23 protein-coding genes are annotated in these 26,379 nt (G+C 48.4%); 13 read left to right on the top strand and 10 right to left on the bottom strand.

Annotation, left to right across the window (positions count from 1 at the left end; genetic code table 11):
• Positions 1-76 precede the first annotated feature (76 nt).
• From Q0986_RS21755 to fmt, 3 genes are all read left to right on the top strand, one after another.
• The gene (locus Q0986_RS21755) at positions 77-880 is read left to right on the top strand and encodes a photosystem II manganese-stabilizing polypeptide (protein WP_299415883.1); all 804 of its coding nucleotides are present in this window, start codon (positions 77-79) and stop codon (positions 878-880) included.
• A gap of 403 nt (positions 881-1,283) precedes the next feature.
• Positions 1,284-2,090, top strand: a complete 807-nt coding sequence (locus tag Q0986_RS21750; protein ID WP_299415880.1) for an RNA polymerase sigma factor SigF — start codon at positions 1,284-1,286, stop codon at positions 2,088-2,090.
• A gap of 67 nt (positions 2,091-2,157) precedes the next feature.
• On the top strand, positions 2,158-3,156 hold the full coding sequence (fmt, locus tag Q0986_RS21745) for a methionyl-tRNA formyltransferase (protein ID WP_366918660.1): 999 nt from the start codon (positions 2,158-2,160) through the stop codon (positions 3,154-3,156).
• Here the strand turns inward: fmt and Q0986_RS21740 are convergent.
• The 4 genes from Q0986_RS21740 to Q0986_RS21725 are packed head-to-tail and all read right to left on the bottom strand — an operon-like array spanning position 3,153 to position 6,603.
• Positions 3,153-4,100, bottom strand: a complete 948-nt coding sequence (locus Q0986_RS21740) for an ion channel (RefSeq protein WP_299415873.1) — start codon at positions 4,098-4,100, stop codon at positions 3,153-3,155. The two genes, fmt and Q0986_RS21740, sit on opposite strands and share 4 nt — an antisense overlap.
• An 11-nt stretch (positions 4,101-4,111) precedes the next feature.
• On the bottom strand, positions 4,112-4,606 hold the full coding sequence (locus Q0986_RS21735) for an ureidoglycolate lyase (RefSeq protein WP_299415870.1): 495 nt from the start codon (positions 4,604-4,606) through the stop codon (positions 4,112-4,114).
• Positions 4,607-4,642: 36 nt separating this feature from the next.
• Complete coding sequence (locus Q0986_RS21730; protein WP_299415866.1) at positions 4,643-5,557, bottom strand: DMT family transporter; 915 nt, start codon at positions 5,555-5,557, stop codon at positions 4,643-4,645.
• A 50-nt stretch (positions 5,558-5,607) separates the two neighbouring features.
• Positions 5,608-6,603 carry a M23 family metallopeptidase gene (locus tag Q0986_RS21725; protein WP_299415860.1) on the bottom strand — a complete coding sequence of 332 codons (996 nt, stop codon included), beginning with the start codon at positions 6,601-6,603 and terminating at the stop codon, positions 5,608-5,610.
• Between the two features lie 144 nt (positions 6,604-6,747).
• Between Q0986_RS21725 and Q0986_RS21720 the strand changes: the two genes are divergently transcribed.
• The gene (locus tag Q0986_RS21720; protein WP_366918659.1) at positions 6,748-7,428 is read left to right on the top strand and encodes a methyltransferase domain-containing protein; all 681 of its coding nucleotides are present in this window, start codon (positions 6,748-6,750) and stop codon (positions 7,426-7,428) included.
• Here Q0986_RS21720 and Q0986_RS21715 read toward each other — a convergent pair.
• On the bottom strand, positions 7,425-7,772 hold the full coding sequence (locus Q0986_RS21715; protein ID WP_299415851.1) for a hypothetical protein: 348 nt from the start codon (positions 7,770-7,772) through the stop codon (positions 7,425-7,427). The genes Q0986_RS21720 and Q0986_RS21715 overlap by 4 nt on opposite strands.
• Before the next feature lie 521 nt (positions 7,773-8,293).
• On the opposite strand from Q0986_RS21715, the gene Q0986_RS21710 reads away from it, so the two are divergent.
• Positions 8,294-8,836 carry an SRPBCC family protein gene (locus Q0986_RS21710; RefSeq protein ID WP_299415846.1) on the top strand — a complete coding sequence of 181 codons (543 nt, stop codon included), beginning with the start codon at positions 8,294-8,296 and terminating at the stop codon, positions 8,834-8,836.
• 19 nt (positions 8,837-8,855) lie between these two features.
• On the opposite strand, the gene Q0986_RS21705 is transcribed toward Q0986_RS21710, so the two are convergent.
• Positions 8,856-10,571, bottom strand: a complete 1,716-nt coding sequence (locus Q0986_RS21705) for a DEAD/DEAH box helicase (protein ID WP_299415842.1) — start codon at positions 10,569-10,571, stop codon at positions 8,856-8,858.
• Between the two features lie 554 nt (positions 10,572-11,125).
• Here Q0986_RS21705 and Q0986_RS21700 point away from each other — a divergent pair.
• Complete coding sequence (locus Q0986_RS21700; protein ID WP_299415839.1) at positions 11,126-11,401, top strand: hypothetical protein; 276 nt, start codon at positions 11,126-11,128, stop codon at positions 11,399-11,401.
• 168 nt (positions 11,402-11,569) lie between these two features.
• Here Q0986_RS21700 and Q0986_RS21695 read toward each other — a convergent pair whose 3' ends face one another.
• On the bottom strand, positions 11,570-12,055 hold the full coding sequence (locus tag Q0986_RS21695; RefSeq protein WP_299415836.1) for a putative molybdenum carrier protein: 486 nt from the start codon (positions 12,053-12,055) through the stop codon (positions 11,570-11,572).
• A gap of 305 nt (positions 12,056-12,360) precedes the next feature.
• On the opposite strand from Q0986_RS21695, the gene Q0986_RS21690 reads away from it, so the two are divergent.
• Positions 12,361-13,137, top strand: a complete 777-nt coding sequence (locus Q0986_RS21690; protein ID WP_299415833.1) for a DnaJ domain-containing protein — start codon at positions 12,361-12,363, stop codon at positions 13,135-13,137.
• Between the two features lie 373 nt (positions 13,138-13,510).
• Complete coding sequence (locus Q0986_RS21685; protein WP_299415831.1) at positions 13,511-14,050, top strand: transposase; 540 nt, start codon at positions 13,511-13,513, stop codon at positions 14,048-14,050.
• A gap of 29 nt (positions 14,051-14,079) precedes the next feature.
• Here Q0986_RS21685 and Q0986_RS21680 read toward each other — a convergent pair whose 3' ends face one another.
• On the bottom strand, positions 14,080-15,102 hold the full coding sequence (locus Q0986_RS21680; RefSeq protein WP_299415828.1) for a CHAD domain-containing protein: 1,023 nt from the start codon (positions 15,100-15,102) through the stop codon (positions 14,080-14,082).
• A 552-nt stretch (positions 15,103-15,654) separates the two neighbouring features.
• Positions 15,655-15,918 carry a hypothetical protein gene (locus Q0986_RS21675; RefSeq protein WP_299415825.1) on the bottom strand — a complete coding sequence of 88 codons (264 nt, stop codon included), beginning with the start codon at positions 15,916-15,918 and terminating at the stop codon, positions 15,655-15,657.
• Between the two features lie 273 nt (positions 15,919-16,191).
• On the opposite strand from Q0986_RS21675, the gene Q0986_RS21670 reads away from it, so the two are divergent.
• The 4 genes from Q0986_RS21670 to pstB all read left to right on the top strand — a co-directional run bounded on the left by Q0986_RS21670 (position 16,192) and on the right by pstB (position 20,111).
• A complete protein-coding gene (locus tag Q0986_RS21670) occupies positions 16,192-17,202 on the top strand; it encodes a PstS family phosphate ABC transporter substrate-binding protein (protein WP_299415812.1) in 1,011 nt (336 codons plus the stop codon).
• A gap of 161 nt (positions 17,203-17,363) precedes the next feature.
• Positions 17,364-18,239: a phosphate ABC transporter permease subunit PstC gene (gene pstC, locus Q0986_RS21665; protein WP_299415807.1), complete on the top strand. Its 876-nt coding sequence runs from the start codon at positions 17,364-17,366 to the stop codon at positions 18,237-18,239.
• On the top strand, positions 18,236-19,171 hold the full coding sequence (pstA, locus tag Q0986_RS21660; protein WP_299415804.1) for a phosphate ABC transporter permease PstA: 936 nt from the start codon (positions 18,236-18,238) through the stop codon (positions 19,169-19,171). The genes pstC and pstA overlap by 4 nt, the downstream gene beginning before the upstream one ends.
• 112 nt (positions 19,172-19,283) lie before the next feature.
• A complete protein-coding gene (gene pstB / locus Q0986_RS21655; protein WP_366918654.1) occupies positions 19,284-20,111 on the top strand; it encodes a phosphate ABC transporter ATP-binding protein PstB in 828 nt (275 codons plus the stop codon).
• A gap of 108 nt (positions 20,112-20,219) precedes the next feature.
• On the opposite strand, the gene Q0986_RS21650 is transcribed toward pstB, so the two are convergent.
• A complete protein-coding gene (locus Q0986_RS21650; RefSeq protein WP_299415800.1) occupies positions 20,220-21,965 on the bottom strand; it encodes a calcium-binding protein in 1,746 nt (581 codons plus the stop codon).
• Between the two features lie 804 nt (positions 21,966-22,769).
• On the opposite strand from Q0986_RS21650, the gene Q0986_RS21645 reads away from it, so the two are divergent.
• Complete coding sequence (locus Q0986_RS21645; RefSeq protein ID WP_299415796.1) at positions 22,770-26,363, top strand: NB-ARC domain-containing protein; 3,594 nt, start codon at positions 22,770-22,772, stop codon at positions 26,361-26,363.
• The last annotated feature ends 16 nt before the right edge of the window (positions 26,364-26,379 follow it).

Genomic DNA, 26,379 nt, shown 5'->3' with positions numbered 1-26,379 from the left:
TACCAAACATGGTCATCAGTGCCTTGATGGCAATCTGGCAAGAATTAACATAACTTTTGATACTAGAGGGTGATCAATGAGATTTCGCACTTTAATCGTAACTTTTTTAGCGGTCTGTCTGGGAGTATTCTCAGTCAATGCCAAGGCTTTGGCTGTAGTTCCCAGCTCCATGACCTATGACCAGGTAAAAGGCACTGGTCTGGCTGATAGCTGCCCAACCCTTCCTACAGGTACTGGTGACACCATCTCTGTCGGGGGTTCTGCCTACATCACAGATTTGTGTTTACAACCTACTACTTTCTTTGTTAAAGAAGAGCCGAAGAATCCTCGCCAAGAGGCAGAATTTGTGCCTGCGAGCGTGATGACTCGGAAAACAACCACCCTTGAGCAAATTGAGGGGCCTTTGTCTGCTGACGGTGGCAAGCTAACGTTCAAAGAGAAAGATGGCATGGATTTCCAAGCCATTACGGTACAGATTTCTGGGCGTGAGCGAGTGCCCATGCTGTTCACCGTTAAAGAGCTTGTAGCTTCAGCCTCTGGCAGCTCCATTGCAGATGGTACATCCTTCTCTGGTGGATTTTCTGTTCCTTCTTACCGGACTTCTGGTTTCCTCGATCCCAAAGGACGAGGGGTTTCTACTGGATATGATAATGCGGTCGCCTTGGCTGCTGATCCCGATGATGACGCCTTAAATCGTGCTAATGCTAAGCGCTTCGATCTAACTGAAGGCAACATCTCTTTGACCGTTGCTTCCGTAGATTCTGAGACGGGCGAGTTTGGCGGAACCTTCGAAAGTGAGCAATTCTCCGATTCTGATTTAGGAGCCATTGATCCCCTAGAAGTGAAAGTCCAGGGCATCTTTTATGGTCGCCTTAACTAAGGTGAATTTGTCAAACTAAAGCTAGCCGTTACGGTTCCAGCTTTAGTCCTTAATCGATTTCCCAGAAGCAGGTGTGCTAATAGCGCACCTGCTTTTTGTATGTTCTCAGTAGGAGTAGTCTTACGGAATCCCGATCAAGAGGCTCTAAAAATCAATTGCTGATTGATGGCGTGCAGGTGCAGTCATGCGTTGCTGTGGGCGGCTTTGCCCCTTATAAAAACAAGGAGGCATGATCAATCGGTAAGTAATGTTAAGTAGTGTTCCATAAAGTTCAGTGGATTTGCTGATGCTCGTTTATCCCTTGACTTCTTAAGTTAATGGAAGGTTCAAATTAAATTCGCAACGTTGATACAGCTTAATTTGGATGAGTTAAAACACTACAACTTCACATCACTTTTTTGATATGACCGCGACTCTTTCTCAAGAATTAAAAAGCACCAGTTTAGAGTTATTACAGCAATATCAACACTCTTCTTGCACTGAATTGCGGAATCGTTTAGTGCAGTTGAATTTGGGGTTAGTGAGAAAAGAAGCCCACCGTTGGGTCGGGCATTCGACTGAGAGTTTTGACGATTTAATGCAGGTGGGTTCCCTCGGTCTGATTCGGGCCATTGAGCGTTTTGATCTGATTAAGGGTCATGCCTTTAGCTCCTTTGCTGTTCCTTACATTCGGGGAGAAATCCAGCATTATCTGCGGGATAAAAGCCCTCAGGTTCGGATTCCTAGAAAATGGCATGAATTGCAGCGACAAGCCATTAACGTCACTCGCTCCATGCGAGATGAATTGCAGCGACAACCCACCGATGTTGAGGTCGCAAAAGCCCTTGATATTTGCCAAAAAGAATGGCAGGAAGTCAAGCTAGCCTGCTGTAATCGCTCTGTATTGAGTTTAGATGCACCAGCCCATAATTCTGAGCAAGAATCTATATCTTTAGGTGAGCTGCTCCCCGATCGCCAATATCATAGCTTTCAGTTGGCTCAAGAAGATCAAATTCGTCTGCGTCAGGCGCTATCTAAGTTAGAGAAACGGACGTCTGATGTACTAGAGTTTGTTTTCTTCCATGATTTAACGCAAAAAGAAACGGCTGAGGCTTTAGGTATTAGTGCGGTTACGGTTTCTCGTCAAGTCAAAAAAGGATTGGTGGCGTTGCGCCAGATGCTAAAGGGAACTGAGGAAGCAGATCCCAACAAGGTGCAACCGATACCCTAGACGTTCTGTATGACGTTTCTCCAGGTTGGCGGGGTATTATGCCAGGGTAGAGCGTCTGGACAGTGTGATTAAACTTATTTATTGGGGAACGCCGCAATTTGCGGTCCCTAGTTTAGAGCGGTTATTAAACGAGCCCGGCTTTGAAGTGCTGGGGGTGGTGACTCAGCCAGATAAACGACGGGGGAGAGGCAAGCAGGTCTCTCCGTCCCCTGTTAAGTCTGTGGCGGTAGCGGCAGGACTCCCCGTATGGCAGTCCCAGAATATCAAAAAGGATACAGAGATCCTGGCAGCGTTGCGATCGCAAGCGGCTGACGCCTTTGTCGTCGTGGCCTATGGCCAAATTCTCTCGCCTGAAATTTTGGCCATGCCTCGCTTGGGCTGTATCAACAGTCATGGGTCCTTGTTGCCCAAATATCGAGGCGCGGCTCCCATTCAGTGGGGTCTCTATCACGGCGAACCGATGGCCGGAGTAACGACCATGCTGATGGATGAGGGCATGGATACGGGCGATATGCTGCTCCAACATAGGATTGAGATTGGTTTGCTGGAGAATTCGCTGGATGTGGCGATTCGCCTGGCTGATCTCTCTGGTGAGCTACTGGTGAAGACCCTGCATCAGCGAGACGAAAAGACGATCACGCCTGTCCCTCAAGATCCGGCACAGGCTACCTATGCGCCCTTGATTCAAAAATCAGATTACCACCTGGATTGGTCTCGATCTGCGATCGCACTCCACAATCAGATTCGAGGGTTTGCCCCTAACTGTGTCACCCAGTTCCGAGGGGCTAATCTCAAAATTATGGAGACCGCACCGCTAAATGCGACTGCTGCCAAAGCGTTGCCAGAAGAGTTAGCTGCGCTTACCCAGGCCATTCCCGCCACGGATGCCCCTCCCGGCAGCCTCGTTTATATTGCCCCCCAACAGGGACCTGTTGTCCAGACAGGTGAAGGCGGATTGCTGCTGCGCTCCCTACAGATGGCGGGAAAACGTCGCCAGTCTGGCTGGGACTTTGCCAACGGCTTACGACTCTCGGTGGGTGAACGGTTGGGGGAGACCACGGCTTAGTGCTTGCGATCGGACGACTGTGGCAAGACATCGTGGAAGTGGGTGTAATCGATATAGCGATGACCATTGGGCGTTTGATGAAACAAATCAATAAACTTATGGTTCCAGAGGATATCCGTTGCCCCATAGGTATGACGGGCGTGTAAGGATTGGGCCACGGTGTCGTCAATTCCAGTGAGCGTCACAATCAGAGTGGCCTTGGTATGTTCTAAAGATTCTGCTGTCGCCCCATACAGGGGACTACTTTCATCAATCGGGTGCATCACCGTCAACGTCAGGGTAAAGGATGGGGTGCGATGGCGCAGCAGCTTGAGATTATACAAATGCCGCATCGAGTCCCCCTCACTGCTAATTTCGTCCTGCAAAAAGTAGAGATTAATTTCCGCTTCTAAAATTTGGTTGCGACGTTGGTTGGCCGTGCGAAACATCAGCGTTGGCACACCGTTGTAGGGCGTGATCACCGCAACTTGGCTAAAGAGCACGCGTGCGGCTGGACGAGAGAACCGGGCAAAGGCCAGTCCTGTAATCAGGGCCACGCTGAGGATACTGGTAAAAGCTTCCACCGTAACCACTAAATTGGCATAGGGGGTGGTGGGATGCATGGCACCGTAGCCAATGGCCCCTAAGGTTTGCACACTGAAGAAATAGGCATCCCAAAAGGACCCCGGTGTGGCGTTGGCAATACAGTCTCCTCCGGCTAAAAAGGCCAAGGCAAACAGGATATTAATCACCACATATCCCCCGGCCAAAATCAGCAGGAACCCCGGCCAAGGGATGGTCAGTAGCAAATGGTAAGGATCGCGCCAATAGGTATACCAGGCATCTAAGCCCGAAACCGAAAATTTTCCGTCCTGAAACTTCAAGACACTTTTAGGAGGCAACCTTCGGGCTAATTGACGACGAAGTGAAGATTGACGACGACGATAATTCACAGGGGGCAGCATACAGTAGACAATTACATCGCCAGGTCGATGTGGAGTTCAACATTATAAAGGGCGGACAGATCACAGGTGTCGTGATCGACCTGATTGGTATCCGCCAGTTCTAAGTTATAGAAATCAATCCAGTCGGAGGCAAAGTAAGGACCGGCATGCCAGGTGCCCACCTCTAATTTGATAAAGCAATTCCCCGGAATTTGAAAGGCGGTAATCTCCGCTAGGGACGGGGACTGAGCGGCTCCTGAAGGCGCCACTGCCATCAACCATGACTGGTTGGCCAATGCGCCTAAACATTGAGTGCATTGCTGATGGCGGGTAATCTGCGTAAATCGACATCCCCGCTGCTCTAACCGCATAATATAGAACCGAGGAATGCCCTTGTGTAGCTGCAACTGGGCATTGTCAGGACCATAGGCTGCCCCATCATCGGTGGCAAAAATCACTTGTCCAAAGGGCTGAAAGGTCTCTGGGGTAATGGGTTGGGCAATCAGGTGTTGGGCGCGAAGTTGCATACACGAGTCTCAGAATCATTCAATCGGTAGCGAGGGTTAGTGGCGAGAGTCGTTGGCGAATCCGGCCGATTTAGGGCTATCGCTCCATCGAGCCAGGCTAATCCCTGCCAATACAATAGCGCCCCCCACGCCTTGTTTCAGACTTAGGGCTTCCCCAAAGAACTGCCACGCTAGGAGTGCCGCCGTAACGGGCTGTAGCAATAAACTGACAGAGGCAAAGGCGGAGGGCAAATGAGCCAGGGCAAACATAATTAAACTTTGGCCAATTACCTGAGATACGCAGGCTAACCCCAACAAGGTCAACCAGCCAGAGACCGTTAAGGGCATAAAGCCTTCTCCCGATAGCCAAGCCACTAAACATAAAAGCATTGCGCCAACGGTACTGCTGGCTAAGGCAATGGTCACAGTGGGGAAAGACAAGCGCAAACGAGACACAGACAGAATATATCCAGCATAGAAGACTGCCGTCAGTAGCCCTAAGCCATCACCCATCAGGTGTTGGGGATCCACGGTAAGGCTAGCACTCACCAGCTGAGTGGCCCCGATAAGCACGAGTGAGATCGCAACGAGAAACCATCCCGAGAACGTTTCCCCAAACAGCAGCCAACTGCCTAACACCACAAAAATTGGGGCAAAATTGGCTAGCAAGGTGGCATTGGCCACGGAGGTGAAATAAATCGACCAATGCCAAACCGCTAAATCAGCCGCAAAAAAAAGCCCAGCAGACATCAAGGGCAGCATCTCTACGATTCTGCGTTTCCGGGGCTGTACAGATTGAGAGGGGGAAACGGCAGCCCACAGTCCCAAAAGAGGAACAGCAAACCCTAACCGATAAAACGCCGTTGCACTCGGACCTAATTCACTCAGCCGCACAAAAATGGGAGCAAAGGCAATACCTACAGCCCCCATTAATAATGCCAGCAAGGCCCAACGATTGGAATTCAAGGTCATGGCAGTCTACCGTTGTTTTGCTGATTGGGATGGGTGATCCACTCATTCCCTTATTTCAAGGTCACGGTTTGTTCATGGTCAATCAGCGCTTTCCCCTCTCGGAGCAACTGATATCGACCCGACCAACGACCTGGCATTAGAGATGGAGTAGTTTTCTTCTTGCCGACTGATCGAGTCCATACTCTCTGGGGTTCGGACATGGGACGATTCAAATTGGCAACCGTCTTCCCCTTGGGATCGCGTAACTGCAATCGTTCCTGATCGCCCTGGAGCATGCCATAGGTGTGAACCCAAAACACGATAGCAGGACTATCGACGGACAGAGTTTTCTCCTTAAAATCGCCGTCCCACAACTGATCTAGCTCAGGTAGTTGGGTCGCAAATCCAGACCGAATTAATCCCGTTGGCTGGTAGGGAAGCGTCGATTTCCACAGGGGATTTTGGGGCGTCTGGCATCCTGTCTGCGCCTCTGGTCCCACAAAGGGATCAACGACTTGCTCCTGGTAACGAACGCTCAAGTGCACATGCGGGAAGGACGCTTTCCCAGAATTTCCTACCAGCCCCAGCGGCGTTCCTTCTGTCACCTTGTCGCCGGGCTGCACGGAAACGCTGCCCTGACGGAGATGGCAATACTGTGTTTGCCAGTTCTGACCATGGTCAATGACCACCCCGTTTCCACATTCAGTGCCCTCAACTTCAGTCGTTTGGCTGGGATCTTGAAGACGGCGATCGCGAATATTATTGCGAGTTCGCAAAACGGTCCCTGCCGCTGCTGCTTTAACAGTCACGCCTTTGGCCATCGCCTTGTCATCGGGAATCGCAAAATCAGTCCCTTTATGACCGTCATAGGTCATCCGGCCGCAACCAAAATCGACGGCGTCCGGTCCGGGATCGCGATCGGGGTAGAGTAGGACAAAACAGTCTTGCCCCAGCGTACAGTCAATCGGTAAACCCAAGGTAAGCGTTGGGGTGGCTCGGGTGGCAACGCTGCATCCGACCGCCAACATCAAACCCAGCAGCAGGGGCATCCAGTGTCTGCGCATCATCGAACTGCTCCACAAAAACGACGAGTAACACAAGCTCACTGTAGCAAGTTAGGATAAAACGCGAATCCCTGATAGGGAGGAGAAACCACTACTGCGCCAAGCAGTCGCGTGTCACCACAACAACCTTCTGGTCTCAAAAACACCATGTTTGAACAGCAGCCTGCCGCCTTACAACAACACGTCAAGACCTTAGCCACTCAGGCCCAACAACAGAATCAACCCTATGCCTGGTTCGAACCGCTCTATGCGCAAGCGCAAGGGGATATGGCTCAGGTACCTTGGGCGAAGTCAACCCCCCATCCTTATTTACAAGAATGGCTATTGCAGCAGTCGCAGGTCTCCAATCGCTCGGCTTTGGTGATTGGCTGTGGACTAGGGGATGATGCGGAAGCCCTCCAGTCGCACGGGTATCAAGTCACCGCTTTTGATGTTTCACCCACTGCGATCGCATGGTGTCGGCAGCGTTTCCCTAATTCAGAGGTGCACTACCAAGCGGCAGACTTGTTCAATCTCGATCCAAACTGGCAACAGACCTTTGATCTGGTGTACGAGTGCCGCAATATTCAGGCTTTACCGATAGGGATGCGTCCCCAAGTCATCGGTGCGATCGCACCATTAGTCAGTCAAACCGGTATGCTCCTAGTGATTACGAGAACACGCACGGATGAGACGGAATGCGAAGGTCCACCCTGGCCCCTTTCTCCTCAAGAGTTAGCTGAATTCACAACCTACGGTTTTCAGGAAACAGAACGAGCCATCTTCCTAGCAGGCGGCACAGTGCCGCAAGCCAGGATTATTTACCACAGAATGAATACTGGAATCTAAGCTTTACAACCGACGAAGTAAGGAGATAGGGAGGTGGGCATCCCCGTCTCCTGATCCTTGTCAAAGCTAAATTGGGCTTTAATCAAGAGGCTAATAGCTTCGTTCTCAGTCAGCTGGCTTTGCATATTGCTCATGGAGCAGCTACACATTTGCTTCGCTTGAGCAGGGTCTTTGCCTTTACCGACTAGCTTCTCAACACAGCCAGCATTGTAACGTTGAACCAAAATGGGGTCGTAACTGTGCTTTTGACCAGCCAATGAGGCTTGGGGGAAAGCAGCAACCACGAATCCAGCTGCGCTAGTGGTTGCCAGCAAACCAGCAATCATTTTGAATTGGCGAGTCATAGGAATCTCCTTCGAAGCAGGGGGGTAAGATTGGGTGTGTACTTAGATATGAACTGTCGTGGCCTTGCTAGGTTTGTTCTTAAACTGTGGCTCACTGCAATCCAGCATAAAATTTCAGCCAGATTAAATATATGATGTGCGTCACAGGCGCAGGTGCTGCTTATCACTTCCCTATGGGTAAGGCGTACCGCCGACCTCTAGTCTTTGACATTCCACTGTCATACTCAAAGTGGGGTTGCGTTTTGATCCTGCCCTTGATTTTATTTATGGGTAGTATTTGTAATAAATGTCAACGTTACGAGCGTCAAGGGCTGTCATCAAAGGCGTTAATCAACTATCCATAACCAGGCAAACGGATGCGCCTTATCCAGGTGATAGCACGCGTGGTGTTAGGACTGACCTGCCTTCAAAGTCGGCCAGTTATCGAGACAGCCCTTAAAGTTTTATGCAGTGAATAGGCCAAACGCAAACAGCCTTCCTACACTGAAATTCAATGGAATCATTAAGGGAGCGTCTTTACTATGTCTCTTTTTAAACGGGTCATGGGTGGAGTGCTGGGGCTGTTTGTCATCGTATTTTTAGGTGGGTTTATTCTTCCCAGCACCGTCCATGTGGAACGAAGTCTCGCCATCCATGCCCGCCCAACTGATATTTATCCCTTGGTTAGCGACTTAACTCAATGGTCATCTTGGTCTCCTTGGGCAAAGATGGACCCCAATATGGTTCTAACGGTTGCTGGGACGGACGTGGGACAAACCATGCATTGGCAGAGCGAAGATCCCATGGTGGGAACAGGCACCCAGGAGATCACGGCTTTGACCTCGCCCAGTGAGGTTAAAACTCATCTGGATTTCGGGACGCAGGGCCAGGCCGAAGCGGCGTTTAAGCTCACCCCCCAGGACGATGACACGCTGGTGGTTTGGTCGCTGGATACCGATTTGAGAGCCGGTGTTCCCCTGCTGATGCAGCCGCTGAGCACCTATTTTAGATTTGTGATCGATAGTGCGGTCGGTCAAGACTACGAAACGGGATTGGCCAATCTAAAGACCATCATTGAACAATAGGCGCGAGAGTTAACCGGGCTTAACGTTTTGCGGCTTTAGCCTTGGCATGCTTTTTATGTTTGTGTTTGCGGGCGCGCTGAGCGGAACGCCGATGGGTCCGTTCCTCTTTGGCACAGGGACTGATATTGAGTTTTTGCCCCCGAACCCTCACCTGCTTGAGGTGCTGAAAGACGGCTTTGGGCATGCAAGCGGGCAAGTACACCGTACTGAAGGTATCAAAGAGCTTGATTTGACCGATATAGCGAGGGGCAAGGTTGACTTCATTTGCGATCGCACCCACGATATTCTTCGGCTTTACCTCATGCTGACGTCCCACCTCAATGCGGAATAGCTGCATCTGCTGATGGGAGGGTTTGCCCAAATCAGCGGCCCAGTTGCTGGTTTGAACTGCGTGACTGTCTGAGGATAAATCTTCTTCCGGGGGCACCAAGGGCTTATCTTTTTGCACCAGATAGGCCAGAGACGCTGCAATTTCCCGCAGGCTTAAGTCTTGATCTTGCTGATAATTGGAGATTAAATCTTCAAAGAAGCCGAGATCTTGATCTTCTAAGGTATCGGTGATCAACTGTTTAAATTGGACAATTCGCCGATCAGCAATGTCCGCATGACTGGGAATTTGCATCGGTTGAATCGGCTGGCGGGTGGCCTGCTCAATGGAGCGCAGCATCCGCTTTTCCCGCGAAGACACAAACAGAATCGCATCCCCCTGTCTTCCAGCGCGCCCTGTGCGGCCAATGCGATGCACATAGGTTTCCGTATCGTAGGGAATATCATAATTAATTACATGGCTAATCCGCTCTACGTCTAGGCCGCGAGCCGCGACGTCCGTGGCCACGATAATATCTAACCGACCGGATTTGATCCGATCGATGGTTTTTTCTCGCAAAGGCTGACTAATATCACCACTAAGGACCGCACTGGAATAGCCTCTGGCCTCTAGCTTCTCGGCTAGTTCGGCGGCCATCACTTTAGTGCGCACGAAAACCAGCATGGCTTCAAAGTCTTCCACTTCTAGGATGCGGGTTAGGGCATCGAGTTTGCTCAGACCGCGCACTTGCCAATAGCGTTGGGTGACGGTGGAAACCGTGGCGGTTTTCGACTTGATTTTAATCTCAACAGGATCCTTGAGATGTCGTTGAGCCACGCGTCGAATTGCAGAGGGCATGGTAGCGGAGAATAAGGCGACCTGCCGTCCGCTCGGCGTGGCGTCGAGGATTTTTTCAACATCTTCAATAAAGCCCATGCGCAGCATTTCGTCGGCTTCATCTAGCACCACGGTAGATAAGTTATCGAGCTTGAGAGTGCCGCGTAGTAGATGATCGATCAGTCGTCCGGGCGTGCCCACAACGGCATGAACGCCGCGACGGAGTTGGCGGAGCTGGGTGCTGATATTCTGCCCACCATAAAGAGTAGCGATATGAAAGCCAGGCAGATGGCGAGCATAGGTCTGCATCGCTTCTGCCACCTGAATCGCTAACTCTCGGGTGGGCGCTAAGACCAGAATTTGCGGATGGACCAGAGATAGATCGAGCTTGCTCAGCAGCGGTAGGGCAAAGGCTGCAGTTTTCCCCGTTCCAGTTTGGGCTTGGCCGAGCAGATCCCGACCTGCCAGTAAGGGGGGAATACTTTGGGCCTGGATCGGAGAGGGAGATTCATAGCCGACTTCTTCGACGGCTTGCAGTAACGGAGGTGCGATCGCAAGATCGGCAAACCGAGACAAAGTAGAGATTGACATAGGAAAAAGACTTACAAAACCAGATTTGATGGCATCACATCAAATCAGACAACAGAAGGCACGTGGGTATACCCAGGACGCAAAGGTGGAAGTCTGGGCCAGCTTGTGGCGACGAGTTGACCCATCTCACCAGCAACAGAAGACCTAACCATCATAAACGATAGGGCTGATCATCGACGGTACAGATTCCACTCCCCTAAAACCAGCTATTCTTTAGCGTCTTCTGAGCGGTTATCCTAATCCCCTCATTCTTCAGCCAGTTGTTCCCAGACTGAAGCCTACTGCGATATTCCAGAGAAAAGGACTACCCTGCCGATTTTTCCCATTATCCAAGCACGCCTAGTCACTTTTACACCTGAGCAACCTAACTGTTTTAGTCAACAACATGATTTGGAAAGAAAAAGTTTTTCTTCAAGCCGTGCCGATAATCTTAAAAAAGATCTATATTTCTAACTTTGTTATCTCTACTCATTCTGGGCATCCTAAGAGTAACAGAGTGCCTTTTTTAGCAATGGCATTAATGGGTCCTTAGCAGATAATCATCGGAGACTAATATGCCTCGGAGCAAACTTTCCTCACTTACTCACATTCGCTACAGCGTCCATCAGGATGTTAGTGAACCTGCTCTTCAACTGCTTCAATTTATTGCCCAACAACAGGGCAATGCCACCCTGCCACAACTTCTAATCAAAGCGAATAATTCTTTAGATACGTTGATTGAATTAATTGAAGAACTAATGGAATTGAAGCTTATTCAAGAAACTGACCCAGCTAAAGTCACTTTTGTTGAAGATCCTTGGGAAGAACTTCCTGAAGCTGCAGCTTCTTAATTCTGAGCTTGGGATTTATCGCATCATTGGACTCAGTATTCTGCAATAACCTGAAGCCATTTCTGCAAAGTTTGCTCGCCTGAGTGTACCTTGCCCTGGGTCCAATGGCATTAAGTTCAACCTTAGCTATTTGCAAGAGGGTTGCAAACAAAGGATTAAACAAGCCGTTCAACTGTCATCCGTGGCTAGACCAAAGGCCGCATTCATGACTTGGGTCACAAACTCACCAATTAAAGGCTCCTCTGATTGCCGAGGACCGGCCATATTCAGGGTTGCGATGGGCGTTTGCACAACAAAATCGTACAGCCTGGCAGCAGCCTGCTGTGTCCCCATTCCGGCGTATACCTGTACCCAGGGCTGATGGTATTTAAGGGCTAACCGTTGGGTCAGTTGGGTTCCACCTGTGAGGACATCGGCAATAGAAAAAATGATGGTGGCATCTGAGTCGCGAACGTTCCATTCAGTTCGAATCGCATAGTCCGAAGCAGCTGTCTCTTGCAGATTATAGACATCTGGAATGCGACCATCTTCAGCCCGGCGACCACGAGGGCACCATCCCCCTTGTGCAAGGCCAACCGCGATGGCCCAATCTAGTGCTGCCCGGTCTGCCCCCGTCTGGCCTCCAGATATAATTTTTTGAAACGGGAATTGCATTATCGGTAAAGTCTCCATTGTCCAGCTCTCTATCTGGGCCTAGAGGGTTGAGCGTCTTTGATGCTGGGGAATGACCAGGACCATTTGCGGGGTAGGCTAATCATAGTGCTGTGGTGGGGGCAAGCCAATCCTCATAAAAATCATTCCGCAACTTAAAAATGTTACGGTGGTTCAACGTAAACAGATTCGCTATTCGTGAAAGAAATGAGTAGCAAGTGACAACTATATAGAGAGTAAGAACGTCATTAAGGATCACTTGAATGTGATCTAAATTTAGAGTAAGGGTTTTCTGACTGTAAAAACACATGGATATCGCAGACTGCTATCGCCTGCTACAACTCACATCTAGAGCTAACATTGATGATCTCAAAGCCTCCTATCGACGGCTAGCTAGGCAATGGCATCCTGATATCAATCCGGGCGATGAGCTGGCCCACGAAAAGTTTATCCAGGTCACAGAAGCCTACAAAACACTCCAAAAAGTTGTTCCGCCTGCGTCCCAACACGAGACGGTCACTGCTACCCGCACGCCACGGCATACCGTCAAAACCCGGCCATCTCCTCAAGTCAAAGTTTCTACCCGACAACCTGCAAAACCCGCTCCCTCTGCTCAGCAACAACCTCGACGTCAACCCCCTGTTCACAAATCACCCGCTTCACCTGCTACCTCTACCACCCAGCGTCGGCAGCCTGCCCCTCCCCCTCAGCGAGTCAACCCACCCAACCCTTCTACACAAACGCCCCCTGCACAAATGCCACGTGCTCGGACAACGCCCTTGTCCCCTAACGAAGTGAAGCTGAAGGTGGATTCTTATCGACAACTGCAGGACCTGATTCAAAGTCAGCGGTTCCCACGAGCAGTCGCATTGATTGAGGCTTTAGCCCAACGCTTACCCGAAGATGCCGAAGTGAGACAATGGCAGGCTATTATTTACCAATCTTGGGGGCGTCAACTCATTCGTGAGCGAAAGCTTAATCAAGCTAGAGCTTACTTAAAAAAAGCTCTGAATACTGATCCACATAATAAATCTCTATGGGCGGAAATAGAGCAGGACTTTAAAAAACTAGAAATGGTGTTTTAGGCACCCCATCTAAACAAGGTCTAGGTTACAGCAGGCAAAGGCTGATAGGGAGTAGAAGCTGATCCCTCTAACGTTTTCTTATCGAGTGGACTCACTCTTCGTTGACATCATTTGCGCGTATTTACTGATGGCAATCAGATTAATAAATGTTTGTCTTTGTATAGAATTCTTCAGGATATTGACGACTAGGTTTTGTATCAGAAGAAACGACATTAATCGTAAAAATTAGTCATACTACAAGTGTGAATTAACAAGCATTAAACAATAGTAATTACAAACATAATTTATGTTTATATCCTTTAGAGCTGATCTTGCTTGTGGGCATTCTAAGGGTATTGCTTGCTTTTTATGACCATCTACACAGTAGCGTTCCGTGCCTAAGACTTTATCCCGCCCTCACCCACCGACATCGACCTTGCAATCTAACTATCCCCAGACCGAGACATACTTCATTACGCTGTGTACGCATGAGAGGGAATGTCTTTTTGGTGAGGTGATTGAGGGTGAAATGCAGCTGAGTAACCTGGGTCAATTGGTCGCAGAAGAATGGCAAACGTCTTGCGCAACTTGTTCAAAGATAGACTTGCATCATTGGGTGATGATGCCGAATCATATTCACGGCATTATTGCGACTGCGGATACCATAGAAGAACTGCCCCAGCAGCCTCAACTGGATCAAATAAATGTGAGATCGCAACCGCTACTCAATTGGATCTCAACCTTTAAAAAGGCGACAACCCAACGCATTAGCCACCTTCGAACATTGCCGCAGCAGCCCCTCTGGCAACAGGAGATTGACCAGCATGTTATCTCCCATCGGTTTGCGTTTCACACCTTCTACCAATACATCACTACTAACCCACATGCCTGGGATTGGGATAAATTACACCCCGACAGTCCTGCTCTGTCATAGACATTGTTCATCACCGTTTGCTCCTAACATCAGGTGGGATTAAGTTTCACAGTAGGGGACATAAGGCGACGGCTAAGCGTTCGGCGAAACTTAGGATCTAAATACTTGCGCTGTAACGCTTGCCACTGCTGCCAATTGCGGAACCGCTCCTCTTGTAGTAGAGCGGCCAGAACAGGCAAGCGGTGGGGCCAAGTTGAACCCAATTCTTTAACCAGAAACTCATTTAAGACTGCTTCATCTTGGAAAAGCCCTAACAGTTCCTGTAGGGTTCGAAACCCTTGAGTTTGAGTCTGATAAGATTTGCCATAAAAAGGAATAAAAAACTCCGTCTGGTAACGAACGCGCTTTATCTGTTTGCGCAAATCGTGCAGTTCTGCCCCCTCCGCTGCAAAAATCTGATCCAAGGATGCCATCGTGACTCCCACCATGGGATATATCTGCCCTTCGATCGTTTCAGTGGCCACTAACCAGCCAGGATGAAGAAAGAGCTGACTGAGAAGCGGCAATAGCAGATCAGGAATAACATCCAAAACTGGCATGACAGCGACCGTATTGAATTGAGGTTCATTGAGCCAGTCTCGATAGGCAGAGACAAACTGACGATAGACTTTACTCTTAAATAGTTTAGGAAGCTGGGCAAACTTTTTTTGCCGACGTCTATGAAGACGAACCAGCACCTGCTGGATCTGCTCTGATTCTTCCACACTCGCATCCGCAAGCGTTAAATAATGTTGGAACCAACTGTGCAAGACATCGAGATCGCGTACCTTTCCTAATTGCTTCGCAATCGTAGTGATGCGGGACTGCTGAGCAGCCACAGGCAAGTCAATGGCAGGTGCAAATACATCAATCGCTGTTCTCAAGCGACGCATGCCGACCCGCATCTGATGCAAATTTTCTGGATCCTGATCAGCTAAGACTCCCTTCTCATACTTAGTTGATTTCTTAACGTGCTTCTGAATCGCACGATAAGCAACTTCTCTCAAGGAGAATTGAGCATCCAGTGTCTTGTTTTTCTGAGTCTTTGCAGATTTGGGGGACTGGATCTTCATAGTGGATTAGCCCAATGCAAAACAAGGCGGTCAAAAAAGCAAATCAGCCAATAGCCTTACTGATCAAAGTTTAGAGGTAATTGGGAGCAGATCATATAGATATGTACTCAGCATCTTCTGATAGGAATTAGGGATAAACTATTTCATTCTATGAAAGTTTAAAGCAGAAAGAATTTGGCGTTCAGTGAGATATCGTTACTCACTCTGAACCACTCGGCCTTTTTCAAGCGTTGAGCGATGGTCTGACAGTTATATTAACCTTAACTTAATCCAGCTGTGTATTCCCCTGCTAGTCATAGATGTACCGATCACTGCAGTGTCATGGAGCAGGAATACAAGCAAAACTAGGTATTGATTGGCTTAGCGCCAAAGTTTGTTATAGAACTCACAATTCCGCCACGCTTATCCAGAAAATTGCTTTATAAAGGAATAAATCATGATTCTACTTGAATTTACTCAATTTAAATAAGGACTATTCCTATCTTCAGTGTTGATTATTTGTGAATCATTTTAATTTTTCTTAAAAAGTACAAGAAAAGAAAATCACTGACCTCAATGGCGATGATTAATCTTCAAATTGTTCTTGCTTCTTTTAAGCTGTTTCCAAAGGCTTTTAATATCCTTATAGGCTTGCAAGGAAGAGATTTTTCCTGAGGTTTCCAGAGCACATATAAAATTAACCTTCTGGGCAAATTCTTGAAGATTCGCATTAAAAGCAAGGTTAGCAGGTGTAAATTCTCCTCGATATCGGCTACGAGGATATAAATAGCGATATTGACTACTGGGGCGTTCTTCTGGCAGATCGGAGGAAGTCACATTAATCAAGGTCCAGGGTGATCTTTTGCCCTATTATTTTAAGCTAGATTTTTCTATTGCAGGTTAGCCTAGTTAATACCACAATCCCAAGTTCTCATAGCATTATTTGGCCATCATTTACTTTCTCTTATTCCAAGGGGAAGGCCTACCTTATCGTTCACTTAACCTATTCTTTACCTTCGTCAGATATTCTCCAACGGAATGTAGAATATTAATACTTAATTCTTGTGTGGTTAGGGAGATTTAACGCCCATGTTTCTGAAGCATAAATCCATGAAATTATTTCGCTATGTTTCCCTAGCTGTTTTAGTTGCTAGCGTATCTGCCTGTGCAGGCAGTGAATCCACGGAAGGCCCTTCTAACTCGGGTTCCGACGCGAATCTGTCTGGAAAGATCAAGATTGATGGTTCTAGTACGGTTCTTCCCATCGCTGAGGCCATGGCCGAAGAATTCCAGTTAGCCAACAGTGATGTCAAGATAACCGTTGGTAAGTCTGGTACTGGTGGGGGCTTCAAGAAGTTCTGTGCGGGTGAAACCGAAATCTCAAATGCATCCCGCCCCATTAAGCAAAAGGAAATAGATTTGTGTGCGGAAAAGAATATCGAGTACATCGAAGTACCCGTTGCCTATGATGCCCTGTCTGTTGTTGTCAATAAGGATAATGATTGGGCGGAATGTATGACTGTCGATGAGCTAAAGACCGCCTGGGAAAAGGCTGCTCAAGGCAAGATTAGTAAGTGGAAACAGGTCAATTCTGAGTATCCAGATGCCCCTCTAACCCTTTATGGACCAGGTACAGACTCAGGTACCTTTGACTATTTCAATGAAGCAATTGCGGGTGAGGAAGGGAGCCGAGGCGATTTTGCCACTAGTGAAGATGACAACACCATTGTCCGTGGTGTTGCAGGAGATAAGAATGCCATGGGCTACTTCGGTTATTCCTACTATGAGGAAAATAAGGATTCTCTCAAAGCACTTCAAATTGATGGGGGGGATGGTTGTATCACCCCTAGCGATGAAACAGTTCTGGATGGAACCTATTCTCCTCTAGCGCGCCCTCTCTTTATTTATGTCAGCAAGGCGGCTATGGATCGCCCTGAAATGAAGTCCTTCGTTGAGTTTTACTTAGATCCCGCGAACAAGGAACTCGTCGCTGATGTGGGTTACTTCCCCATGCCAGATGATATCTATGGCAAGGCGTTGGCCCGTGCCCAGGAAGGCAAAACCGGAACCGTCTTCCCCGATGGAAAGACAGTTGGCGTTAAATTGAGTGACGTTCTTTAATTAACGCCACTCATCTAGGGATTCTGTTTGGGTAGGTAGTGCTATTCAGAATCCCTAAATAATTGGAGAATTGAGATAACCTGATTAGTTTGAATATGCATACTGAATCCACCTCACTCCCCCCACCTAATGACTCACAGTTGTGGAGGCCAAAACGAGGATTGAGCGTATGGTCTGAACGAATCGTTAAATGTTTGTTTGCCAGCTTCGCTCTGATTTCCATTGCCACAACCGTTGGCATTGTCGGCACCTTAGTCTTCGAAACGATTGAATTTTTCAAGGAGATCCCCTTGATTCGGTTTTTAACCGATACGCAATGGACTCCCTTGTTTAGTGATCAATTCGGTATTTTTGTTTTGATTAGCGCTACCTTTATGACCTCGCTGATTGCGTTAATGGTGGCGTTGCCGATTGGTTTGTTGGCTGCAATTTGCCTGAGTGAGTATGCATCCCCCAATGTACGTAGATGGTTGAAACCGGCATTGGAAGTGTTAGCCGGTATTCCTACAGTGGTCTACGGGTATTTCGCTCTGCTATTCGTCACACCGCTTCTCCAGGGATTCGTTCCAGGCTTGAAGATTTTTAACTCCCTAAGTGCGGGTATGGTGATGGGCTTTGCGATTATGCCTTTGGTGGCCTCCCTTAGTGAAGATGCCATTTATGCAGTTCCCCAAAGTCTTAGGCAAGGATCCTACGCATTAGGGACAACGAAGCGAGAAACCGTAACCGGGGTCGTTTTACCTGCGGCCTTGTCGGGGATTGTGGCATCCTGCGTACTGGCTATTTCCCGTGCCGTTGGGGAAACGATGATTGTCACAGTTGCTGCTGGTGCATCCCCTGTACTGACCCTGGATCCACGGGTTTCGGTGCAAACTATGACCTCGTTTATAGTCCAGGCCACCTTTGGAGACAACCCTGTCGGCACGATTGGCTATAAAACCTTGTTTGTGGTGGGGATGACACTGTTTCTGATTACATTTTGCCTGAATGTTTTTAGCTTCTGGTTTGTCCGCCGTTTCCAGGAGAAATACGAATGACTTTATCAAATCCCAGAGATTTACCCGATCTTCAAGACGATGCCAACGATCAGTTTAAGCCTGCTCTCGGTAGACGTTATCGGTGGGACCGTTTTTTTGAAATTCTGACTTGGTTGGCCACCATAATTAGTTTGGTGGTGCTGGTGACCTTACTCCTCGACGTGCTCTCTGACGGGGCAAGCAGTATTGACTTTGACTTTTTGACCAGTCCCCCTTCCCGCAAAGCTGCAAAAGCTGGGCTTTGGCCAGCGCTGATGGGCACCGTTTGGCTCCTATGCATTACTGCAGCCGTTTCATTCCCAATTGGCGTCGGGTCTGGCATTTTTCTGGAAGAGTTTGCCCCCGATAACCTGTTTACTCGGATCATTGAAATTAATGTGGGCAATTTAGCAGCCGTTCCTTCCATTGTGTATGGCCTTCTAGGACTAACGGTTTTCGTGGACATTATGCGTCCAATTACCGGTGGAAATAGTGTGCTAGCTGGAGGGTTAACGTTAGCCCTATTGATTATGCCCATCATTATTGTCAGTACCCGCGAAGCGTTGCGAGCTGTTCCTAGCAGCCTGCGCCAGGGCGGATTCGCCTTAGGGGCTACCCGCTGGCAAGTGATTCGAGATCTGGTTTTTCCTCAATCTCTGCCGGGGATTCTGACCGGAACGATTCTGGCCCTTTCCCGTGCTATTGGCGAAACAGCCCCTATTTTAGTGGTGGGTGCGGCAGGCTATATCGCTTTTGCTCCTCCTTTGTCTTTGGAGGGATTGCAATCTGACTTTACGGCGCTGCCCATTCAAATTTATGTCTGGATTGCCCGGGCTAAGAAGTCGTTTGAGCCGATTGCAGCTGGAGGGATCATCATTTTGCTAGTGGTCCTATTGTTGATGAATGCAACCGCTATTCTGCTTCGTAATAAATTTCAGAATCAAAAGCTGTGATCCTAATCTCATCATTTTCTTTCATCCCTTAACCTAGTAATAAGCTGTGCTCTTTAAGGTGAAATGAGAATAATAAATCGACTCTCACTGATAAGCTTGTGGATGCGAACCCATGACTAACCTTGCCGACTCACCTATGACCTCTGATTCCAGTCCAGTTACAGATCAACCTGCGCTCAAGATGGAAGGGGTGTCTGTTTACTATGGATCCACTCCGGCTGTCCGTGAAGTATTTCTCGATATTCCAGCAAGTCAAATCACGGCTTTTATTGGGCCATCGGGCTGTGGCAAAAGCACGGTACTGCGCTGCTTCAATCGCACTAATGACTTGATTCCTAGCGCCAAGGTGAAGGGGAATGTCTTTTTCCGAGGCGTCAACCTCTACAGCAAGAAGGTGGATCCGGTTGAAGTTCGGCGTCGGATTGGCATGGTCTTCCAAAAGCCGAATCCTTTCCCAAAATCAATCTACGAGAATATCGCCTTTGGTGCCCGCATCAATGGCTATCAGGGCGATATGGACCAGTTGGTGGAAAGTTCTCTTCGGAAGGCTGCCATTTGGGATGAGGTAAAGGACAAGCTCAAGGAGAGTGGACTTTCCCTGTCGGGGGGACAGCAGCAGCGGCTGTGTATTGCTCGTGCGATCGCAATCCAACCCGAAGTCATCCTGATGGACGAGCCCTGCTCAGCCTTAGATCCCATTTCAACCCTACGGATCGAAGAACTGATGCAGGAGTTAAAAGAGCAGTACACCATTGTGATTGTTACTCACAATATGCAGCAGGCATCTCGGGTCTCAGATAAAACAGCCTTTTTTAATGCGGAAGCCACTGAGCAAGGCGGCAAGCTGGGATATTTGGTGGAATATAACGATACCGTCACCATCTTCACCAATCCCAAGCAAGACTATACGCGGGACTATGTTTCGGGGCGATTTGGTTAATTTTGGCTAATTCTCCAATCTTATACATCCACAGCAATACCGAGGAAGTTAGGGGATTCGACTTCCTCGGTATTGTTTTTACCGATCTAGCTCTGTATGGGTGACCCTTTACAGCGCTCCAAGTTGGGTTTCAGCAGCATTGAGGGCTGCATTGCCACCGAATACAATCACTGTATCCTCACCACTCAAATCAATTTGCAACAAGCCATTGGAGATTCTACTGAAGGCCACTGATCCTCCAGCCCCCAGATAATCATCGAAGTTGAAGGAATCTTGGGCCTGGAAGCCTTGAATGATGTCGATATCGGAGATGCCATCCAAGAGATCACCTTCAAACCTAAAGACATCAGCACCTTGGTTCCCTTGCATGACATCATTTCCAGTGCCACCATTGAGGTCATCCGCGCCCCGACCGCCAAACAAAACGTCATCACCAGCGCCGCCAGTCAGCATATCCGCTCCTCTGCCGCCTCGGAGGATGTCGTTGCCATCGCCACCCATAAGTGTGTCATTACCTCGACGTCCGGTTAGACTATCGTCACCAGCATCTCCTTCAAATAGATCCTTACCCGATCCTCCTGTCATCGTGTCATTGCCATTGCCCCCAAAAGCGGACAAATCAGTCGTAGCTTCTGCTCCATCCAGAACATCATTACCATCCCCTCCGCTGAAAATCACGTTTTCCAGACCCGTTGCGGATAGGTCGCCTACGGTAAATTGATCATCCCCACCATCACCATTGACCTCCAAAGTTTCAACCGTACTGATATCGAGTTCAAACTCGACCAGATTGGCGCGTCTAAACAAGACATCGCTGCCCCCTGCGTTCACCTCGAACTCATCACCTTGATCGATACTGCCATTCACTTCAACCGTATCCAGATCTGAGCCGCCATCGATACGATCTGTGGCATCACCATCATTCCAAATGATGCGATCGTTGCCATCGCCCCCTAGTTTGGTGTCATCTCCCTTGTCACCGACGAGAATGTCATCGCCTGCCCCGCCATCTATGAAGTCGTTACCGTCTCCTCCACTAACGAGGTCATTGCCATCCCCGCCTTGGACCACATCATTGCTGCCAAAGGCCAGAATGGAATCGTCTCCACCCAAGCCTCGGATAAAGTCCCCTCCTGGCGTCCCCGTCAAGCGGTTATCCTCATCATCGCCATCAATGGTTTCAGCCACCTGCGGCTCACCATATAGAAGGTCATCAATCACAACAATATCAACCCCATTGTCTGGATCATCATCTGGACCAATCGGGGTATTGCCGCTAGTAATTTCCACGCGGTATAGATTGTTATCCTCAAAGGTTGCGCCTAGGAAGGACAATCCCTGCGGATCTGGATCAACAAATTCAGATAGGAGAAGATTGCCATCGATATCGAAGTATTCAATTTTGGTACTGTCGGCTAAATCAACATCCGTAAAAACCGCGCCAAAGCCACTGGACGTGGCTCGCACATTAGACCCAGACACAAAGAACTCCACCTCAGTGACGTTGGAACCAGAAGGGGTAAAGAGTCGAGGATCGCTGAAGGTTTGAAATTGGTCAGGATAAGTCGCATTGATACTGTCAAACTCATTATCGGGGGCACCCGGATCATCATTGGTGGGGTTACTAACGCGAAACTCGGAGTCTGCATCAGTTATAAATTCAGCACCACGGGTAACGGTGGTATTAAAAAAGTCGCCGGGCATATCAAAGGGGACAATATCAGCATCCCAGTCAATTTGGCGTCTGCCTTCGGCGATAGGGCCAGAGTCATTCCCATTGTTGGGTTCACCCAGCGCTGCCTGAAACTCAGCAACAACAGACGAAATATCACCTGTACTTTCGAAGATAGCCATAGAATTGAACTCCTTTTATGTAATTAAAAAATTTTCTGTAGGCACAACTCAGCGCAAAAAAATCTATTTTTCGGCATCAGAAAGTTGCTTAAAACAAGCGGTAAAGGTTCTTCCCGTTCTGCCGAATCTAATCTTTACGCTGCGTTAAGTTATTCGGGAACATCACAAAAGCTCTAATGAGATACCCAATGGCTATGCCAATCCATAGATTGTATTAATCTTGAGCGCGAACATTGTCCACAACGCTGGAAACATAATCTATGGACAATCACAGTGCCACCATGGAAATAGAGGGAAATAAAATATTTATCACCTGCACTCAGGGAATATTGAGTGGATATTATTCCTGAGATAGATAAAGGTTCATCCGATTCAATATGTTATGGAGCTATTACAATAGTGTTTATAGCCTTGCTGATACATATTCAGTCAGTAAACATGCTGGATCGAGTAAAACCAATAACAGTTAGCTAGATCACTAGCTATCTGTAATCAAACAACAGTCTTAGCTGAGTTCGGAGTGGAGAATAGCTGACTTGTAGCTGACTTATGGCTGAGTATTTTTAATCTTCATAGATAAAAATTCACAGAGGTTTTAGAGTTTTATTTTGATAAGAAAATTTTTAGAATTGATCCCTTCAAATAAAATTTTCTGGGGGAGTATAGATTGACTGGTGTTCATGGTGGATACCATGAATTCTTTATAGGGGCATGGCTTTATAGAAACCATGTTTTAACAAGAACTTACAGTCTGCTGATCTCTAGTTATAAAGACCTTGCTAGCAAGCTACCTTGGAGTGGGGAATGTCCAGATCTCTCAGTGTCCGTGATGACTGTATTGGAAAGGCCAAATTAGCTCTGAAACGGAACGGCTTTCATAGTCAACGGTCGCTGGCAGAAAGTGTAGGCTTTAGTTTATCAACAGTAGGAAATTTCTTGCGCGGGAAGCCTGTTGATGTTGCAACCTTTACTGAGCTTTGTACCCAACTCGGTTTAGATTGGCAGACCATTTCCACCTTCGAGAACAAACATTGGAATAGTCCTCAAGACGAACTCGTTCTGCCAAAACAGTCGGCTGCTCGCACCCGATATCAAGATTGGGGAGAAGCCATTGATGTTTCTATTTTTTATGGTCGCAGCCCAGAGTTACATAAGCTGCAAACCTGGATTCTGAATGATGATTGTCGTTTGATTACGATTTTGGGAATGGGTGGGGTTGGTAAAACAACACTCTCCGTTAAATTAGCGCAGCAGTTGCAGGATCAGTTTGATACGGTAATTTTTCGGAGTTTACGCAATGCCCCTCCTCTACAACCCTTTTTAATCAACCTCATTCAAGTTCTCTCTCATCATCAAGACACCCATATTTATAACTCTCTGTCTGATTTACTGTCTCGATTAGTACAGTATTTGCAAGACAGTTGCTGTCTGCTGGTGATAGATAATGCCGAGTCAATTTTGGCAAGCTGCAACCGGACTGGGGCTTACCGAACAGGCTATGAAGAGTATGGACAATTGCTACAGTTGGTGGGCAAAACACCCCATAAAAGCTGTCTAATTCTGACGTCTAGGGAAAAACCTCAAGGTCTCAATGCCCTTGAAGGGGATAGGTTACCGGTTCGCTGTTTACAAATACAAGGGTTATCAACTCAAGCTGGCCGAGAAATTTTTAACTCTGTTGGAACGTATACAGGGGCCGATCAGGATTGGTTCAGTTTGACTAGGCGATATGCCGGTAACCCGCTGGCCCTAAAGATTATTGCATCCTTCGTCCGAGATGTTTTTGAGTCGGATCTCTCTGGTTTTCTGAATTTTCTGAATAGCGAACTCTTCATTTTTGATGACATTAGAGATCTGCTGGATCAACAATTTCAGCGATTAAGTCCGATTGAAACAGAGGTTATGCATTGGTTGGCAATCAATCGGGAGCCTGTTTCATATCAAGACTTACAGGCCGATATTTTTTCCCTTACCCCCATGGGAGAACTGTTACAAGCGATCGCAGCCCTACAGCATCGATCCCTGATCGAGAAATCCGTCCATCATTTCACCTTGCAACCCGTGGTTATGGAATATATGACGGCCAAGCTGATCCAGCAAGTCACTGAATCTATCCTGCAAAATCAAGTGGGTTGTCTCTCTCAATATCCGTTGGTAAAAGCTCAAGCTTCGGTCTCTATTAGCGAAACCCAAAGATGCCTAATTTTGCAGCCCATCGTAGATAATTTATTGTCCTATTTCCGGACGCCAACGGCTATTACTGATCGCTTATTTTCTTTGCTGACTAGGCTCCGGGGTCAATCCACCCAAGCAACAGGATATTTCTGTGGAAACTTGCTCCATTTTGCTCAGCAGTTGGAAGTGGATATCAGTGGCTACGACTTTTCGGGACTGACCCTCTGGCAAGCCAACTTGCAGGGGATGCCGCTGCACAATACTAACTTCGCCAATGCTGACTTTAGCAATGTGGCCTTTTCCGAAGTGCTAGACGAAGTCAAAGCCCTCGCCTTCAGCCCCAACGGTCAGTGTCTAGCGATCGCTGATCAAGACTGCAAAGTCAGAGTCTGGTGTACTCGTACTTACCAACAACTCTGGGTCGGACAGGAACACCAGAACGCAGTCCTCTCCGTCGCCTTCAGTCCCGATAGCCAATCTCTGATCAGCGCCAGTGCCGACCATACCCTCAAACTCTGGAATGTAGAGACAGGCACCTGTGTTCATACTTTCGAAGACCATCAGTCCGAAGTCTGTGCCGTTGCCTTTAGTCCCAACGGGCAATCCTTCGCCTCCGGCAGTAAAGACTGTACCGTCAAAGTGTGGGACATTAATCGGGGCCAATGCCAACAAACCTTACAAGGTCATCAACAAGCGGTATTTACCGTGGCCTTTAACACCGATGGCTCCTTGATTGCTAGTGGCAGCTCTGATAAAACCATCAAGCTCTGGAATGTGGAAACAGGCACCTGTCAACAGACCTTGCAAGGTCATACCAATTGGGTGATGTCTGTTGCCTTTGCCCCCCACACTCAAAGATTAGCCAGTTGTAGTACAGACAAAACCATCAAGTTTTGGAATTACAACAGCGGTGAGTGCATCCAAACGCTCCACAGTCATCGCAACTGGGTATTATCTATTGCCTTTAGCCCAGACGGTAGCCAGCTTGTCAGCAGCAGTGGCGACCAAACCGTCAAACTTTGGGAGGTCAAGAGTGGCATCTGTCTTCAGACCCTATCTGGACATGATCACGGCATTGTCGCTGTCGCCTTCCATCCCCACGGTCACCTGGTTGCCAGTGGTAGTCATGATCAAACTATGCGGCTATGGCATCCAGACACGGGGGCTTGCCTAAAAGTATTGACGGGCTATACCAACCGAATTTTTGCCGTGGCTTGTAGTCCCGATGGCCACACCCTTGCCAGCGGTAGTTTCGACCAGAGCATTCGGCTTTGGAACCGTCAGCAAGGTCAGGTGATGCGATCGCTTAAGGGCCACCATCATCCTGTTTATTCCTTGGCTTTTAGTCCCAAAGATCAAACTCTAGCTAGTGGCGGGGGGGACTATGCCATTAAGCTTTGGCACTATCCTACGGGTCAATGTCTTAGCACCCTCACGGGGCATCGGGGCTGGGTCTATGCCCTCGCCTACAGCCCCGATGGGGACTGGCTGGTGAGTGGCGCTAGCGACCATACCGTCAAAGTCTGGCGTATCAGCACCGAAGATTGTGTGATGACGTTGACGGGACATCAGACCTGGATTTGGTCAGTGGCGGTCAGTCCAGATGGCAGCAGAGTCGCAAGTGGGAGTGGCGATCGCACGATTAAGCTATGGGAGGCGCAGACGGGAGCGTGTCTCCATACCTTAAGGGAACACCAGGATCGGGTGTACTCAGTGGCCTTTAGCCCCGATGGTCAATTCTTGGCAAGCGGCAGTTTTGACCACACCATTAAAGTCTGGGAGGTGGAGACAGGCGAGTGCCGACAACACATGATGGGGCATACCAATGGTGTGTATACGGTGGCCTTCAGTCCCGATGGGAGACTATTAGCAAGTGGGAGTTTGGACCATACGATCAAGCTATGGGACCTGTCTACGGGAAGATGTATAGGAACCTTTGAGGGGCATGAAAATGAGGTGAGATCGTTGGTGTTTTTGCCACCATTGTCGTCTAAGGATAAGGCACCGCTTCAGCTAGCAAGTGGGTCACAGGATCAGACATTACGGATTTGGCAGGTGCCGACGGGCGAGTGTCAAGGGGTGTTAAAAGTGAAGCCGCTGTATGACGGGATGAATATCACGGGGACGACGGGGTTGACGATGGCTCAGAAGGCTTCTCTTAAAGCCTTAGGTGCGGTTGAAAGTCGTGATCAAACAGCAGTATTCAGTTTGACTAGCGGTTGAAGGGAATCACACTGCC

The organism is Acaryochloris sp. IP29b_bin.148, assembly GCF_028285565.1.
Taxonomy (GTDB): Bacteria; Cyanobacteriota; Cyanobacteriia; order Thermosynechococcales; family Thermosynechococcaceae; genus Acaryochloris.
Note: the sequence above shows the minus strand (reverse complement) of the source record. Positions and strands in the feature narration are given on the sequence as shown.